The 17,132-nt window shown below is 47.6% G+C and carries 15 protein-coding genes; 5 read left to right on the top strand and 10 right to left on the bottom strand.

From position 1 onward, the window contains the following. Positions 1–124 precede the first annotated feature (124 nt). From ACQ4M5_RS29235 to ACQ4M5_RS29215, 5 genes are all read right to left on the bottom strand, one after another. Entirely contained in the window at positions 125–706 is a 582-nt protein-coding gene (locus ACQ4M5_RS29235; protein ID WP_430679304.1) for a hypothetical protein, read from the bottom strand. A gap of 107 nt (positions 707–813) precedes the next feature. Continuing rightward, positions 814–1,581, bottom strand: a complete 768-nt coding sequence (locus tag ACQ4M5_RS29230) for a Uma2 family endonuclease (RefSeq protein WP_430679303.1) — start codon at positions 1,579–1,581, stop codon at positions 814–816. A gap of 114 nt (positions 1,582–1,695) precedes the next feature. Continuing rightward, positions 1,696–1,920, bottom strand: coding sequence for a hypothetical protein (locus tag ACQ4M5_RS29225; protein WP_430679302.1), 225 nt, complete (start codon positions 1,918–1,920; stop codon positions 1,696–1,698). Positions 1,921–1,969: 49 nt separating this feature from the next. Then, positions 1,970–2,470 carry a hypothetical protein gene (locus ACQ4M5_RS29220; RefSeq protein WP_430679301.1) on the bottom strand — a complete coding sequence of 167 codons (501 nt, stop codon included), beginning with the start codon at positions 2,468–2,470 and terminating at the stop codon, positions 1,970–1,972. A gap of 68 nt (positions 2,471–2,538) precedes the next feature. Further along, positions 2,539–2,850 (bottom strand): hypothetical protein, encoded by a 312-nt coding sequence (locus ACQ4M5_RS29215; protein WP_430679300.1) that lies wholly within the window; start codon positions 2,848–2,850, stop codon positions 2,539–2,541. 248 nt (positions 2,851–3,098) lie between these two features. On the opposite strand from ACQ4M5_RS29215, the gene ACQ4M5_RS29210 reads away from it, so the two are divergent. Beyond that, a complete protein-coding gene (locus tag ACQ4M5_RS29210; RefSeq protein WP_430679299.1) occupies positions 3,099–3,326 on the top strand; it encodes a hypothetical protein in 228 nt (75 codons plus the stop codon). A gap of 36 nt (positions 3,327–3,362) precedes the next feature. Here the strand turns inward: ACQ4M5_RS29210 and ACQ4M5_RS29205 are convergent, their stop codons facing one another. Genes ACQ4M5_RS29205 through ACQ4M5_RS29185 form a run of 5 tightly spaced genes read right to left on the bottom strand, consistent with a single transcriptional unit; the run spans position 3,363 to position 5,408 of the window. Continuing rightward, positions 3,363–3,839 (bottom strand): hypothetical protein, encoded by a 477-nt coding sequence (locus ACQ4M5_RS29205; RefSeq protein WP_430679297.1) that lies wholly within the window; start codon positions 3,837–3,839, stop codon positions 3,363–3,365. A 13-nt stretch (positions 3,840–3,852) separates the two neighbouring features. Next, positions 3,853–4,317 carry a hypothetical protein gene (locus ACQ4M5_RS29200; protein WP_430679296.1) on the bottom strand — a complete coding sequence of 155 codons (465 nt, stop codon included), beginning with the start codon at positions 4,315–4,317 and terminating at the stop codon, positions 3,853–3,855. 12 nt (positions 4,318–4,329) lie between these two features. Further along, positions 4,330–4,764, bottom strand: coding sequence for a hypothetical protein (locus ACQ4M5_RS29195; protein ID WP_430679295.1), 435 nt, complete (start codon positions 4,762–4,764; stop codon positions 4,330–4,332). Further along, a complete protein-coding gene (locus ACQ4M5_RS29190) occupies positions 4,761–5,045 on the bottom strand; it encodes a hypothetical protein (protein WP_430679294.1) in 285 nt (94 codons plus the stop codon). The genes ACQ4M5_RS29195 and ACQ4M5_RS29190 overlap by 4 nt, the downstream gene beginning before the upstream one ends. A 9-nt stretch (positions 5,046–5,054) precedes the next feature. Continuing rightward, positions 5,055–5,408, bottom strand: coding sequence for a hypothetical protein (locus tag ACQ4M5_RS29185; RefSeq protein WP_430679293.1), 354 nt, complete (start codon positions 5,406–5,408; stop codon positions 5,055–5,057). Positions 5,409–5,578: 170 nt separating this feature from the next. Here ACQ4M5_RS29185 and ACQ4M5_RS29180 point away from each other — a divergent pair, with 170 nt between their 5' ends. The 4 genes from ACQ4M5_RS29180 to ACQ4M5_RS29165 all read left to right on the top strand — a co-directional run bounded on the left by ACQ4M5_RS29180 (position 5,579) and on the right by ACQ4M5_RS29165 (position 17,122). After that, positions 5,579–6,316, top strand: coding sequence for a helix-turn-helix domain-containing protein (locus tag ACQ4M5_RS29180; RefSeq protein ID WP_430679292.1), 738 nt, complete (start codon positions 5,579–5,581; stop codon positions 6,314–6,316). A 371-nt stretch (positions 6,317–6,687) separates the two neighbouring features. Beyond that, positions 6,688–12,213: a DEAD/DEAH box helicase gene (locus tag ACQ4M5_RS29175; protein WP_430679291.1), complete on the top strand. Its 5,526-nt coding sequence runs from the start codon at positions 6,688–6,690 to the stop codon at positions 12,211–12,213. Then, positions 12,213–14,279 (top strand): 3'-5' exonuclease, encoded by a 2,067-nt coding sequence (locus ACQ4M5_RS29170; RefSeq protein WP_430679290.1) that lies wholly within the window; start codon positions 12,213–12,215, stop codon positions 14,277–14,279. Before ACQ4M5_RS29175 ends, ACQ4M5_RS29170 begins: the two co-directional genes overlap by 1 nt. A gap of 17 nt (positions 14,280–14,296) precedes the next feature. Next, positions 14,297–17,122: a helicase-related protein gene (locus ACQ4M5_RS29165; protein ID WP_430679289.1), complete on the top strand. Its 2,826-nt coding sequence runs from the start codon at positions 14,297–14,299 to the stop codon at positions 17,120–17,122. Positions 17,123–17,132: the final 10 nt, after the last annotated feature.

The raw sequence follows: 17,132 nt of genomic DNA, 5'->3' as shown, positions 1-17,132 counted from the left end.
GGTACATAGTAAAATCAGATGCAAGGTTTTTGCACGGTTTATAGTGCTTTATCTTGCATTTTATCAGCAATTTATCCCGCTGAAATTCAGTCCTAGAAAGCTTCTTAGACTTCCTCAGCAAGCCCTATTTAGCAACGTCGAACCCTGGTGAAATTTGCGTATTCAAGTTGGCGGTGTTTTGGGCGATCGTCTCCAGCAATTCGGCTTCGAGTAGCGATCGTAGTTCGGCATTCGCTTTGATGATGCCCTTCACCTCAAACGCATATTCCTTCGCTGCGCCGCGCCAATCGAATTCCTCTGCTGGAAATTGCCACCCGGATTCCTGATAGTGCTGTGTCCAAATCTGCTGCAATTGCGCGTAATCAATCTGCTTACAATGAGTTTCAAACGCTTTGCCGAGAATTGGGCGAACAGATTTATCCTGCACGAATCGCTTGATAGCTGCCTTGTAGTGATGTTCAATGCTGGTTTCAGGCACATCATTGATCTGAAGTTCCTTGACGAATCGCTTGATAAAGCAACCGATCGCCTCTGCCATTGGCTTCTTCAATGTGTCTGCGTTTGCCCGTGAGACCCCACTCTTAATGCAATCTTTGAAGAAATCTTTCACATAGTCTTCAAGTGCCGCCTTGCCTAGATTCAGCACTTGATCCAGCACTAATTTGCCCAACTCCACGCTTGCCGTTGCTGCCAACCATTCCAACATGCTGAAATCTCAGAGGTGACTAAACGCTATTTCTCATTATCATCTAACTTTTCAGCGTCTCGTAGAATTTGCTCATTGGCATAACGGCACTATTTGGAGAGAACAGCTTAAAGTTCGTCTGGATTGATGCCCATTGCTCGAAGTTGCTCGGCAAGTCGATCCGCCCGTTGCCGTTCTGCCTCTGCCCGTTGCCGTTCTAATTCTCTACCCTCTGCCCCGGTCGGAATAATTTGCCTGGTGCGATCGCACCAGCGCAACCAGGTTCCCGTCACGCCTTCAAACGCTCCTTCCCACAGCGTCAGCCCCAACCCAACCGTCCTCAACCAATCGGGTGACGGCAACTCTTCATACTGCCCCTCGACCAATGCCCAAACTCGCAGCAATGATCCATTCATTTCTTCTGGCTTCTGAAGCTGCTGTAAGGGATCAAACACGGCGTAATAGGGCACATGAATCTGAGCGTAAATTTCCTTCTTTGTTGCGGTTTTGCCCTTCTGCTGGGATTTACGGCTCAGGGTCAACTCATCCCCTTCTCGATTCGAGACAATTTCGATGCACACTTCCGGCACTTTGCCAAATTCCCAGACGAAGTACGACCGATTCTGCTTCTGGCTCCAGTCCGTCGGCATTTCCAGCCCTAAACTCAGCATTACGTCGGGCACGATCGGTTCTTGCTTGAGCGCATAGAATAAGCCCACGTTGGCGGCAGCGATAAAGGGCAGTCCAGGCGACCAAGAACTATAAAGCGGTTCAACGAGAAGCCGTTGCTGTTTCTCCGATTGAAAATTGTCCACAGGAGTCTCGTCCTCAGTGACCAGATGGCTGATATCCAAGTCAGTCACAATGGCTTCGCCGTTGATCTGGTCATGAGACATGGGCAGTTCCAAACCCGATGCCTCATTATTGCTCAGATTTCAGATTCAAGTCATATCAGGTGGTGCGCTGGTTGGAGAGAAGAATTTCTGATTTCCTTTTACTGCCACGATCGCTCACACGCCATATCGAAGGTCATCCAATATTTCTTGCAGCACTTGATCCAAATGCGGATGCTGCCAGACCAGGCGTTGAATTAGGCAATTGACAACGGCTGGAACTTCATCGGGTTGAATTAGAGATTGCTCTGAATCAGCCGTATTCTGTCCAATATAGGTCAACAGTCGATTAATCTCGATCACAGGACAGGCAGACTTATAGATATGTGATTGCTGTGTCATCTTCGTTCTCCTGATTGGGTTTAGTCCGGTAGTCTTGTGGAATGTGAATTCAAGGATTCAATTCACTGCTAGTTTGCTGTCGTAGGATTTGTAGGTACAACGTTGTCGCTAACGCTCGAAAATCTCGTTGATCTGCCAGACCTGCAAACTTCTCGTGAGCGACTTCTAAGCAGAATCTCAGCAGGTCGGCATGATCACAGATTTGCGCGGATAAGGCTAACTTCTGCTCATCGCTCCAAGTTGCCGGAACGTGATCTGGACGATGGATTGATCGTTGAGCCGCATGAGAAGGGTTTGCATCGATTCGCAAAATGTTGTGCTTGTCCTTGCCGTTTCGATCCTTGCCTGCGGGCACGAGTTGAACGATCGCGCCCTGAGTCAAATCCTTTGCTTCTTCCTCAGAAAGCGCTTTCCAGATCTTTGCAGCTTCACTGCCTTGCGGTTGGGCTTGATCCAGAAACAGCACAGAACGGTACTTCCCGTAATTACCCGTTTTGAGTTTGCCGATCGCTTCAACTTTTGCGATGATCGCTTGAACAACTTTCGCCATGTCAGATTCTCCTACTGTTTGGGGCTAGGGTGAGGGCTGAGACTTTTCAGCCCCCAGACGTTCACTCGTTAGAAATCGTCCTTCCAGCCGTCCCAAGCAGAGTCAGCGATCGGCACGTTCGTAAAGATGGCATTGCGATCGCTAGTACACGGTGAAGAATACGTGGCTTCAGGATAGACCGCTTGATCACCTTCAAAATGAACTCGCTTCTGAAGTTCATCGAGCCAACCTTTCAGATAATTGGGATCTTTCGGGTAGCGAGGCATTTTACCAAAGGCAAAATCGGCTACGCCTTCGTGATAGTCAACCTCGACGCGCTCGGCTGCGATCGCAGCTTGAGTGTCCAATTCGGATCGAACAGAATCAGCAATAAATGACATGATTAGAAGACTCCTATTTTTAGGGAGTGAGTTGGGAGAGCGCCTGAGCCTCAGAAACTGTGGGCGCTCTCCCGCTTTTACATTTGGAGAAGAAAGACTGAAGTTGTTTCTTCTTCTCTTTATTATATCCCGGCTAATATAGAAGTCAACTATATCCCGAATATTTTTGAAGTGCTATGATCAGCCCAGTCACGTCTTGCGATCGCAGGATTCAGTGATGACCAGTTGTTCTATGCCTAGTTGCAACCGTGCCTAAGAAAAGCCAGTACAAACCCGGTGAACATCCGAACTCTCGTGAGAATTTGACCTATCACGAGGGGCGACCGACTGTATATGAAGAGCGCAAGAAACGGCGAGAAGTACTGGTGACGGAAGCAGGTTGGGAAGGATTTAAGCAAGCGGCTCAAGCGGCAGGCTGTTCAGCGTCCGAATTTGTGGAACGGATTGGCAGAGGAGTCTTAAAGATTTCTGAGTAAATAGCTATGCTGATATGAACTCACGATCGGCTGTTTCTACTTTTTGCTGGCACTAAATCTCAAGACGGTTTGTGCTTCAATAATGCGCTGAATTCGGGGATCGCTTTTCTCGACCCATCGCTCAGCAATACCGAAGTAGCTGCCAAACATCACGATCGGAATGTTTGCAGCCTCAACTAGCAACGGATAAACCATCTCTTCGTCGCCAGAACGATCGTCCTCTGAGAGTTCTCCAGTTAATTCCGCATACAGTTCCCAATTCACCCACACACATTCGATAGATTGCCCATGCAGCGCATCTAGCATCATCCATTGATCGAGGCGTAGTTGAGTACGATCGACCAACCAGAAAATATCCCCACTCTTATCTCGTTTAAATCGGGCGGGATACACTCTGCCTGTGACCTGATCTGGCAACATCAATGCTGGAAATCCATGTGGAAATCGCTCCAGCATCGACTCAAACGGCGAGTTCTGCCCCTCAATCACTTGGATGAAAAAGCCTTCTTCCATCGCAACCTCTTGTTTAACTGCGTTTCAAGGTTTGCTCAACCATTGCTTTACTCGGTTCAACAAATGCCCAAGTGCCGTTCTGCTGCTTCTGAAAAGTTGCAAATACTAAGAGATTTGCGGTTCCAATTGTCTGTCCTTTCCGCAGCACACCAAGCTTCGGAGTGTTAATTCCGCAGAATCGAAACAGGTAGGCAGGAAGCTCTGTTCCGGAAAACAGCACACATCCCGTTCGATCGAGCTTGGCTTCTCCACTCATTGGAGCATAAACGGCTTTTCCTGCCAGGTCGATCGCTAAGTCCCCCAAAGCACTTACAACCGTTTGATTGTTAATGCGATCGCCCCGTTGAAGTTCCCACTTCTGATAAATCTGAATGCTCATTGGCTTGGCAGATGGTGAGGTCTGGGGTTTTACAATCTGGCAAGCGGTAAGGCTACCAATCATTAATCCTGTCAGCCAATAGGTTTGAATCATACTCATGATCTTTGCTTGCTAAAAAACAGAACTGGGACACTGTTGAGTCTTCGGAACCAGTCGAACGCCGACATAGTTATCGTCTTCATAGAGGATGATTGCCCAAATCTTCGGGTCAAATTCCAAGGGATAGACTTCCCGTTCTGCGGCAGCACCAGCACGAACGGTCATCGGCTTTAACTTGCAATAGGGTGCTTTCAGAATGCCTCGTACTCTTGCTTTGTTAGCTCCTTCTGCGATCGTCATCAGCTTCAGAATCCGCTCTCGACTCAACAAAGCATCAGGCGTAACGATTTCTGAACACTGAAGTTCATCAGTAGAAGTGAACGCTGCGATTGGTAGCAAATTAGGGTTGAATTGCCACAAGAGTTTGATTGATGCAGTCGCAATCGCGCTGAATACCAGCAGTACGGTCGGAACTCTCAGATAGTTCTGTCTGTGTTTCTGGGTCATAGTGCCAACACTGCGACGAGCAGTCCTCCGAAGAGACAACCCAAGTTCCAGAGCGGTTTCTTCTTCCAAGGAGCGAAGACGACAACCATCAAAACGCTGATGCCGCTAACTGCGGTAGCTTCGCTTCCCGAAGGGTTCGCAATTCCAGAAAGCAGAATGGCACATGGCTGAAGGTAGACATTCAAGGCATAGCGAATTAGACCACCCAGCAAAAAAGCAAAGCATCGGATGAGTACTGGATTGAGCAAGTCCTGCTCCGCACTGCGGGAAACAACATTCAACTTTCGCTCTTAGGAAGATTGATCGATCGAGTCGCTTGTGTTGCTGCTCTGTCTAGAATTTGCCACGTCAGCATGAGAGTCTTGTTGCTGTGTTGACTCAATTGGATGAGCCGAAGTTGAAAAGTCAGAAGGAATGCGGCGATCTTGAAGGTCTAAAGGGGAACGCGGAATTGGCTGGGGCGAACTTCGTGACATGATCTTGTCTACATCTTGCGCTTGATCGGCTTGGTAAAGCGTGACGAGATCGAGCGATAGCACTTTTAACAGGGATGCCTTGATGGATCGACTGCGACGGGAAAGAACAAACTGCCGCTCTGTCGATCGTTTCCGATTGGTTTGAGGTTGCCGTTTTGGATGAGGCATGAGAAAAATCTCCAGTCGTCTCCAAACGAAGAATTGCTTTAGAACAAGCGTATCATATCTAAGATCTAATAGTTTTAATTTTTAGAATTTGTGAGTTTTAACTCCTGAAAGTGCGATCGCCCTGGTTCGATGCTAGGGTTGAATTGTCCAATAACAGTGATTAAAGTCGGGTGTTACAGGAGAACGATCGCTCTGGGCGGTTGGCGCGGTTAGTCAAACGTTTACGTGGAGATGCCAGCACGTATGTTTTTGGCGCTCAACTTGGTGTGACGCACAGTACGATTCGCCGTTGGGAGAGTGGGCAAGGTGGAATTAATGAAGAAGCGATCGAGAAATTGAGCGATGGCACGGGCATTCCTCCTGATACGATTCGGGCTTACCTCAGAGGCAATCTCAGTCTTAGAGTTTGTCTAGGGCTTGAGGAGGCAACTCAATCTGAAGCGCAAACCGTGTTCGAGCAGCTACCGATGCTGACGGTACAGGAATTGCTGACGGTTTTGGAGGCAGTGATCGCTCAACTCCTCAAACGGCTACCGAATGTTCGACCGGAAGTGACCCAGATTCTACAAGCTGCAATTAATCTGCTGGGAGTTCCGCGATCGTCAAACCGCTCGCCTGCCACTAAAGCATCAAAATCTGCGGCGGAACGATTTTTGCCGCGCACGATTCAAGATGCGATCGTGGATGAGATTGAAGCGCGATATGGCAGTGTGAATTCGAGAACGATCGCGCAGTTCGCTGAAGAAGTTGAGATTCAGCCGAGTGATCGCTTAGTTCAACTTATCCAAGGAGAAAAAACAGAGAATGTGGATTTAACAAAGCTGCAACCCTATTTACAGAAGTATTCAAACCAGCGCTGGAGCGTTGAAGAACTGCTCCAGTTGGCTTATTCCAAGCACCAGGAGTGACCCAGACAGCAAGCCAAACAACAGAAACTCTGTACTCCTATATCTTGTCCTGCCCACGTTTGTTTAAGAACAATCAGATATAATTTGGCGATCCTAGAGAATTCTTCTTATAAATTATAATATTTGTAGAACCCTTTCCAGTTAGAGATGTTAGAAAAGAAACAGTGATTATTCGGAGTTTCTTAATGGAATATGTATCAATACTCACGTTAATTGAGTAGTTCTTAAGAACTATTTGCAGGTCTACTGCACTTTTCTCATAACCATCATTGCTGCATAAATTTTGACGAAGAATAAAACGCTTTCAAGATTTAGGTAGCCTACCACCAAGTATCTTTGGTTGAACAGTTCCACCCCCAGCAGTTCAAAGTATGAATATCTTCGATTTCCGAGATCGCCTCGTCCACAATTACTCTGAGTATGTTACCAGTTTCATTCAAATCCAGGACGACCGTATTCGGCAGAGAGTTGAAGACAGCTTTGATGCTGGCATCTTATGGCCCGATCCTTTAATTCAACTCAATCCTTCCTTTGAGTCGGGTGGATGGGTAGATGACCTTGTAGCGGAAGGGACGCTTCATTCTGAATGTTCGCGTATCTTTCGAGTCAAAAAAGATGAACCCCCTCATGAGGGTAAATCCCTGCGACTACACAAACACCAGGCAGATGCCATCCGAACGGCTAAAGGTGGACACAACTATGTTCTGACGACGGGGACAGGTTCAGGTAAAAGTCTGTCGTACATCATTCCGATTGTGAATCACATCCTTCAACAAGGAAGAGGGCAGGGAATTCAGGCGATCGTGGTTTACCCGATGAATGCTTTGGCTAACAGTCAAGCGAAGGAACTAGAGAAATTTCTGTGTCAGGGGTATGAACAGGGGAAAGAGCCTCTAACTTTTGAGCGCTACACTGGGCAGGAGTCAGAGGAAACTCGACGAAGAATTTTGGCAAATCCGCCTGATATCCTGCTCACAAATTACGTCATGCTGGAGCTAATTTTGACTCGACCCAGAGAGCAGGATTTGATTAATGCTGCACAGGGACTGCGTTTCTTAGTTCTGGACGAACTGCATACTTATCGAGGTCGGCAGGGGGCTGATGTCGCTCTCTTAGTTCGACGAGTTCGGGATCGTTTAGCCAGTGAACAAATGCAGTGTGTAGGAACCTCTGCAACAATGTCTAGCGCAGGAACTTATGAGGAGCGCCAAGCAGCAGTAGCAGACATTGCTTCACAGCTTTTTGGAGCGAAAGTGCAGCCAGAGCATGTTATCGGTGAAACTCTTAAAAGAATCACTCCAGAGCATGACCTACAAGACGATCAATTTACTCAGCAATTGATAGAGCGAATTGCTGATCCAAATCGACAGCCTCCCCAAGATTACTTTGAGTTTACTGCTGATCCCCTTTCAGCTTGGATTGAAAGTACTTTTGGGATTAGAACCGAAGTTAACAGTTCACGATTAGTTCGCGCTCAGCCCCGTAGTTTGGAGGGCAAAGGAGGGGCAGCGTCTGATCTAAGACAGGTCACAGGGCTTTCCCTTGAGCAATGCGTGAAGGCACTTCAGGCTGGTTTGTTAGGAGGGTATCAATGCGATCCCAATCCTGAGACAGGTTATGCTCCTTTTGCCTTCCGCTTACACCAGTTCATTAGCCGAGGAGATACGGTTTATAGTTCTCTAGAGCCTGAAGTTGAGCGACATATTACCTTGCAAGCCCAGCAGTATGTTCCTGGAGATCGCGATCGCATCCTCTTACCTCTTGTCTTTTGCCGAGAGTGCGGGCAAGAGTACTACTGCACCCGAAGAACATACGATTCTGACTCTGATCAATGGAGGCTAGAGCCGCGCAATTTAACTGATGCTTCTAATGAAGTTACTAGCGAGGCAGGCTTTCTGTACATCAATACAGCAAACACATGGTCTGATGATTTTGAGACATTGATCGATAAATTACCTGATGATTGGCTGGAGGAGCATCCAAAGAAGGGAACTCAGATTCGGAAGAATCGCTTGGCGGATTTGCCTCAACCACTACATCTCAAGAAAGATGGCTTTATTGGCAAAGAAGGTCTGAAGAGCCATTACCTGAAAGCACCCTTCAAATTCTGCTTGAATTGTGGAGTATCGTATGGTGCTAGGCAGGAATCGGACTTTGGAAAATTAACCTCATTAGGTTCTGAGGGACGTAGCACGGCAACAACAATTCTTAGTCTGTCTACAATTTTGAGTCTAAAACAAACGAATCTCGAAGACACTGCCAAAAAACTGCTTAGTTTTACAGACAATCGGCAAGATGCTTCCCTTCAAGCAGGTCATTTCAACGATTTTATAGAAGTTGGACTGCTACGAGCTGCTCTCTATAGGGCAGTTGAGTTGGCAGGAGCAAATGGATTGCGTCATGAAGAAATCGCCCAGAGAGTGTTTGATGCTCTAAATCTGCCACTGCCTCTATATGCCAGTGATCAGTCTGTGCGATTTCAGGCACTAGCAGATACACAACGAGCATTAAGGAACGTCTTGGGCTATCGCCTCTATTTGGACTTGAAGCGAGGATGGCGGATTACCTCTCCAAACTTGGAACAGTGTGGTTTGCTAGAAATCAAATATTTGTCTTTGCAGGAAGTCTGCGAGGCAGAAGATATATGGCAAAATTGCCATCCTGCTTTAGCAATGGCTCAACCTAATACACGAGCAAAAGTTGCAAAAGTTTTACTTGACTATATGCGACGTGAACTCGCAATCAAGGTGGACTACCTGAACGACCTTTACCAAGATCAGATTCGGCAACAAAGCTCTCAAAAACTGATTTCCCCCTGGGCGATCGACGAAAATGAACGAATGGAACACGCTGCGATTTTACTTCCTAGAGCAAGGGGCAAAGATGACTATCGTGGATACGTTTATCTCTCTGCTAGAGGTGGTTTTGGTCAGTATCTTAGACGACGAGGCACGTTTGAAGAATTTCAAGAACGCCTTAAGCTAACAGATACAGAAGTTATCATTGAGAACCTGCTAGAAGGCTTAAAGGAGGCAGGGCTTGTTGAGGTTGTACTTGAACCATCGAATCAAAATGAGGTTCCGGGCTACCAGCTTCCAGCCTCAGCATTGCTTTGGGTTGCGGGAGACGGGTCTAAAGTTTTCCATGATCCAATTCGCGTTCCTCAGCAACCTGAGACAGGTGGCAAACCCAATGAATTTTTCCTGGACTTTTACCGCACGATCGCAGCTACGGCTCAAGGACTAGAAGCACGGGAACATACTGCTCAAGTACCTGCCGACGAGCGCGAACGGCGAGAGGAAGACTTCCGCAAGGGAGTTTTGCCCTTACTTTACTGCTCACCTACAATGGAGCTAGGAGTTGATATCTCCGACCTCAACATTGTCAGCCTTCGCAATATTCCACCAACCCCAGCAAATTACGCTCAACGCAGTGGTCGTGCTGGACGAGGAGGGCAACCTGCTCTTGTCTTTTCTTATTGTTCTACAGGAAGTTCTCACGATCAGTACTTCTTTAAGCGTCCTGAGAAAATGGTGACAGGCGCAGTTACTCCCCCTCGATTGGATTTAGGCAATGAAGATCTGATCCGAACTCATGTTCAGGCAATTTGGCTAGCAGAAGCAAGGTTGAGTTTAGGAACAACGCTAAAAGAATTGTTGGATGTTGCAGGTGAGAATCCAAGTTTGACGCTAGTTGAGTCAGTCCAGGCACATCTTCAGGACACTCATCCACGTCAGCGAACAAGAGCAAGAGCGAACAGAATTCTGGCAACTCTTCAAGCAGAATTACAAGCAACCGATTGGTATAGCGATCGCTGGTTAGATGATGTGCTAATTCATGTTCCACAGGAATTTGATCAGGCATGTGAACGCTGGCGTGACTTGTACAAAGCTGCTCGTGCCCAGTTTCAACTCCAGAACCAAATCATTCAAGACGCTTCTCGTAGTCCGAGTGATAAAGATCAAGCAAAACGGCTCCGACGGGATGCAGAGGCTCAATTGCAGCTATTAACTGAAACAGATAATTTCTCGCAATCAGACTTCTACAGCTACCGCTACTTTGCGAGTGAGGGGTTTCTTCCTGGTTATAACTTCCCGCGCCTTCCTCTGTCTGCTTTCATTCCAGCCCGTCGAGGACGTAGAGGACAGGAAGAGTACTTGTCCCGCCCTCGATTTTTGGCAATTTCGGAGTTTGGACCGCGTGCGATCGTCTATCACGAAGGCTCCAAATATCTCATCAATCGCGTCATTCTGCCAATTTCTGACACCGATGAACCGCTAACAACTGTACAAGCAAAACAGTGCCCGAACTGCGGTTATCTTCATCCGGTCGGAGAGCCAGATACCCTGAACAATTGTCAGCGATGTAATACTGAACTTAATAGGTCTTTGCGACCGCTGCTTCAACTTCAGAATGTCACCACAAAGCGCCGCGACAAGATTAATAGCGATGAGGAGGAGCGAGTTCGACTTGGGTATGAGATTCGGACAGGCGTTCGGTTCCCAGAACGTGGAGGTCAGCCCTCTTACCGAGTTGCGACCGTCGAGCAATCTGGAACAACGATAGCAAAGCTGACTTATTCCCAAGGTGCGGATCTTTGGAGAATTAACTTAGGTTGGGCAAGGCGAAAGAATAAGAATGAGCATGGCTTTGTTTTGGATACTGAGCGAGGCTATTGGGCAAAGAACGAACAAGCCGTAGAAGATTCTGACTCTGATTCAATGTCCTCTCGTACTGCACGAGTGATTCCATTCGTTAAAGATCGTCGAAATTGTTTGCTCTTAGAACCAGCATCTCGTTTTCCTATGGAAGTGATGGCTTCCTTACAGGCTGCACTGAAGCAAGCGATTCAAGTGCAGTATCAACTTGAGGATAATGAGCTTGCGGCTGAACCGCTTCCTTCGCGTGATCAGCGTCGCTTAATTCTGTTGTATGAATCGGCAGAAGGAGGTGCAGGGGTGCTGAATCGGCTTTTAGACGATCCACAAGGACTTGCTGAAGTTGCCAAAACTGCCCTAGAAATCTGCCACTTTGATTCTCAAACGGGCGAAGACCGCCATCGCGCCCTGCAAGCCCAAGAGGACTGCGAGGCAGCCTGCTACGACTGTTTAATGAACTACAGTAATCAAAGAGATCATGGAGTACTCGATCGTCAAGCAATCCGAGATATATTGCTGAAGCTCTCTCAAACTCAAGTGATTGCTGCGCCTACTGCAAAGCTCCGTTCCGAGCATCTAGAGCAATTAATCCAGCAGACAGAATCAACATTAGAGCGGGACTGGTTAGACTACCTCGAATCAAGGGGATATCGTTTGCCATCAAAAGCGCAAGCCTCGATCGCAGCGTGCAGCACCCGTCCCGATTTTCTGTACGAAGATGAGATGACAACGATTTATGTGGATGGTCCGCATCATCTTTTCGCCGATCGCGCTCAACGTGATTTGAGTCAAACTGAATGCTTAGAGGATTTGGGGTACTCAGTCATTCGGTTTGGCTTGCAGTCTGATTGGGAAGCAATTTTGCAGCAGTATCCTTATGTTTTTGGCGTTGCTCAGTCTACCTCAGCGACCGCCATCATGAGCCAGGTTACTTCCACTGAGCCGCTCGATTTAGAACTCTTTGACCCTGCATGGCGTAATTTCATCCAAGCGCTTGCTAAAGTTGATGGAATTGAGATCGAGGCAGGTGGAGATGTCATGCAGACCGGGCAAGTCGTTGGTAATTTCCTTGCGGAAGCTTCTAAGAATGGGGCAGTTGTGCGATTAGTCGATGCAAGCAGCCCAGAGAGCGCTGTGGTTCAACAGGCTCTCCAAGCCCAGGGCTACAAAGTGCTGCTTATGGAGTGTGATACGGCAAATCCAAGCGATGTTCTGCAAGCTCTAGGGGAGGTTTGCTGATGCCAGTTGCAATTAGTAATTCTCTCGCCAGCGCTGCCCGTAAACTGAATGCGAATGAAGCACGACGAGTTTGGGCGTTCCTCGAAAAGTTCTGGGAAAATCCAGCCCAGCCCAGCCTTAGTCTAGAACGGGTGACAAAGACTAAAAATGACAGCTTATGGTCAGGCAGAATCAGCGATGACCTGCGGGCGATTATCCACAAGGAAGGGGATTTGTGGACTGTCTTGCACGTTGATCATCATGATGAAGCCTATAACTGGGCAAAGACCCGAACGATCGAGCGACACATTAGAACGGGAGCTTTGCAAATTGTAGTTGCACCAGAGGTAGTGGCTCCTCTTGTGGAAGCTGATTCGGCTCCCTCAAATAGACCCTCGTTATTTGCCCAATATCCAGACGATTATCTTCTTAGTCTGGGAGTACCGCCCATTTGGTTGCCCACAATCAGGCAAATTCGTTCAAAAGATATTTTGCTAAATGCAATTCTGGAACTTCCAGAAGAAGTCGCAGAGCGATTATTGGATTTGTCAGAGGGAGAATTTGTTACGCCTCCAACTCCCTTGGCTGAGGATCAGCCTGCGATCGCGAGTCCTGACACGAAACGTCGCTTCACTGTTCTCGATAGTAATCAAGATCTGTTGAAGCTACTGAATGCGCCTCTGGCAACCTGGATTGCATTCCTGCATCCGTCTCAGCAACAATTAGCAACCGGAACATTCAAAGGTCCGGTCAAGGTCACTGGGGCAGCAGGAACGGGAAAAACAGTCGTAGGTCTACATCGAGCGAGATTCCTGGCTAGACAGGGAAAACGAGTACTCATTACTAGCTTTGTTACCACCCTATGCCAGAATTTGGAACGTAATTTACGCTTGCTTTGCACTCCAGAAGAGCTAGCTTATATTACTGTGACGACAGTGCATCGACAGGCGAAAGAACTGCTTATTCAAGCTGGAGAAATTTTAGATGTTGTGGACGACGATGCAATTAAGAAGTTAATTGAACGGTTTTATCACTCAGCTTGTCCATTAAGTTGTACATCTTTGTATTTGGAGTGGGAAAGCATTGTCCAGGCGCAAGGCATTTCGAGTTGGGATGGGTATCGCACTGCAAATCGTGCGGGTAGAGGACAGCCTCTAACAGTAAAGGAGCGTAAGCAAGTGTGGACAGTCTTTGAGCAAGTTCTCAAAACGCTTCAGGCACAGAAGGCAAGCGACTGGTCTGGAATTTGTCATCGTGCGATCGAGCTTCTCAACACAGGTAAAGTTGAAAGTCCTTTCGATGCTGTAATCGTGGATGAGCTACAAGACTTAGGCTCCCAAGAAATTAAGCTTCTGGCAGCCCTCGCAGGCGAAGGAGCGAATCGATTGATGCTATTAGGTGATGCAGGACAACGCATCTATGCAGGGCGGACAAGCTTGAAGCGTTTGGGAATTGATGTAAGGGGACGATCTCATATTCTTCGCATCAACTATCGGACAACTGAGCAAATTCGTAGCTTTGCTGATCAAGTAGTAAGCGATCGTCGAGATGATCTAGATGGCGAGGAAGAGGAGCGTAAGGAAACAATTAGCCTCTTGCAAGGACCTGAACCAACGATTCAAGGCTTCAAAACTCAGCCTCAGCAACTCCAGTTCATCACGAATCAGATTAAACAACTTCTCAAGCAGGGAGTGGCGTTGGATGAAATTGCTATCTTTGCTCGAACGAATGATGCGCTCAATCCTATTGAGTCCTGCTTGGAGAAGACAAAGCTTGCCTCTCAAAGATTAAGTCATGATAGAGAGCCACAACCAAACGCGCTTAATCTAGGTACGATGCACCGAGCAAAAGGCTTAGAGTTCAAAGTCGTGTTTATCGCCAACTTATCAGACGATCAGATGCCATTCACCTACCTGGTTAACCAAATGCCAGATCAGCCCTCGCGAGAGGCAGCCTTAGAGCGAGAGCGACAATTGCTCTATGTCAGCGCAACACGGGCAAGAGATGAAGTGTTTGCAACTTGGGTAGGGCAACCGAGTCGTTTCCTGGAACAATTGCTTACGGTTCCTACGCAAATCAAAGGGTGAAATGGGGAGGAAAGGTGATGAGTTTTGCTGTTGGTTCACTGGTTAAAGCACGCGATCGCGAGTGGGTGGTTCTACCCGAATCCACCGATGAAATGCTCATTCTGCGTCCGCTAGGCGGCACTGAGGATGAGGTTACAGGAATTTATGTTCCATTAGAGCCTGTTGAGCCTGCTCAGTTTGATTTACCGAATCCTTCCCAACCTGGAGATCATCGATCCTGTCGATTGTTGAGGGATGCGGTGCGATTGGGATTCCGTTCTAGTGCAGGACCATTCCGATCGTTCGCCAAAATTGCGGTCGAACCCCGTCCCTACCAACTTGTGCCCTTACTCATGGCACTGAAGCTAGACCCAGTTAGAATTCTGATTGCTGATGATGTCGGAATTGGAAAAACGGTTGAAGCTTGTCTGATAGCAAGAGAACTGTTAGACCGAGGAGAGATAGAACGATTAGCAATCCTTTGCCCACCTCATCTAGCAGAACAATGGCAACGCGAATTACTAGAGAAATTTCACATTGAAGCAGAATTAGTTCTTTCTAGTACAGCAACCCGCTTAGAACGAAATTGTCGTCTGGGACAATCTCTGTTTGACCTTTACCCTTATGTGATTGTCTCGACCGACTTTATCAAATCAGAGCATCGACGAGAAGAGTTTTTGCGAACCTGTCCAGAACTTGTGATTGTGGATGAAGCGCATACTTGTGCCTCTATTGGAGAAGGACGAAGCGGGAGACATCAGCGACATCAATTAATTGCGGGTCTTGCTGCTAACCTCGATCGCCATCTACTTCTGGTGACTGCTACGCCTCACAGTGGTAAAGAAGAAGCATTTCGATCGCTTCTGCAACTTCTGAATCCAGATTTTGTCCGTCTGCCTGAAGACTTGACTGGCAAGGAAAACGAGCAGTATCGCCGTCAGATTGCAGCCCATCTTGTTCAACGACGACGAGGGGACATTCAGCATTACTTGGATGCTGATACACCCTTTCCTAGTCGCGAAGACAAGGAGGAAACGTACACACTTTCATCAGATTACAAGAAATTGTTTGATAAGGTTTTGAGATACGCCCGCGAAACTGTACAAGACCCCGCAGAAGGTAATCGTTATCGTCAGCGAGTGCGATGGTGGTCGGCTCTAGCATTGCTGCGTTCTCTAGCCTCAAGTCCAGCAGCAGCCGTCGCAACGTTGAGAAATCGAGCCGATACTGTAGATGCGGAAACACCGGAAGCCGCCGATGAGGTTGGTCGTCGTACCGTGCTGGACTTAATGGATGATGAAGCAACCGAAGGGGTAGATGTACTGCCAGGGAGCGACATTGCTGAAGTGGCAACCGATGAGCAGAAGAATCGCGATCGCTTACTCCGAATGGCACGGGAAGCTGAAGCACTCAAAGGCAAGAAAGATGCAAAACTTCAGAAGACCATTAGTTTGGTTAAATCTTTCCTCCAGGATGGCTTTCAGCCCATTGTTTTCTGTCGGTTTATCCAAACAGCAGAGTATGTTGCTGACCATTTAAGAACCGCGCTCAAAGGTGTGGAGGTTGCAGCAGTCACAGGTAGTTTGCCTCCTAAAGAACGAGAAGCAAGAGTTTTGCAACTGGCAACTGCTGCAAAACGAGTACTGGTCTGCACAGATTGTCTGAGTGAGGGAATTAACCTTCAGGAAAGCTTCAGCGCCATTCTGCACTATGATTTGTCCTGGAATCCGACTCGCCATGAGCAGCGCGAAGGACGAGTTGATCGCTATGGGCAGATTAACGACAAAGTTCGGGTTCTGACTTACTACGGGACTGACAACCAAATTGACGGAATTGTACTTGATGTCCTGATTCGGAAACATCGAACAATTCGGAGTTCTCTGGGTATTTCTGTCCCGGTTCCAATCGATACTGATCAGGTTGTAGAAGCGATTTTTGAAGGGCTATTGTTACGGGAGCAGTCGCACAATGGCTCTGAGCAGTTATCGTTATTCGATGATAGTTTCTACAAACCTCAGAAAGATCAACTTTTCAAACAGTGGGAAGCTGCACAAGATCGAGAGAAGCGATCGCGCACCATGTTTGCTCAAGAGACGATTAAAGTCGAAGAAGTGGCTCAGGAGCTTCGAGCGGTTCGTTCAGCAATCGGCTCAGGCGTAGACGTTGAAGCTTTTACAAGAGAGGCACTAACAGTTTACGGAGGGACAATCCAAGATAGCCATAAGGGTGCTACTTTTGCTCTCAAAGAGATTCCCAAGGCGTTGCAAGAAGCGATCGGGGGCTATGAGCAGTTTCAAGCCCGATTTGAACTGCCTATTCAAGATGATCAACTGTATCTCAACCGAACACACCCAGTTGTAGAAGGGTTAGCAACTTATGTGATGGATACTGCTCTGGATCAGCTTGGAGAGGGGATGGCTAAACGCTGTGGTGTGATTCGGACTCGCCAAGTAGAGAGACGCACGACACTTCTGCTCACTCGGTTTCGCTACCACATTCTGACGAAGCGGGGAGAAACTGAATATCCCTTACTCGCTGAAGACTGCCAACTGCTTGCGTTTGCTGGCTCTCCTCAAAATGCGGAGTGGCTTGATATTGAAAGCGCTGAAGGACTACTCCAAGCGCGATCGGATGCCAATATTGGTGCTGATCAAGCTAGAGATTTTTTACAAAAAGTGCTTGATAGCTTCGAGCATATTCGTCTTCATCTGGAAACAGTCGCAGATGAAAGAGGGCAAGATTTGCTAGAAGCCCATCGTCGAGTTAGAAAAGCGAATCGAATGAAAGGAGTCAGTTATCGAGTAGAACCTCAACTTCCACCCGACATTTTGGGCATTTTTATTTATCTACCCAGTTCACAATAGACTCACTGCT

Source organism: Leptolyngbya sp. AN10 (assembly GCF_050565645.1).
GTDB lineage: Bacteria > Cyanobacteriota > Cyanobacteriia > Leptolyngbyales > Leptolyngbyaceae > Leptolyngbya.
The sequence above is the reverse complement of the archived record's forward strand: the minus strand, read 5'-3'. Positions and strand labels throughout refer to the sequence as shown.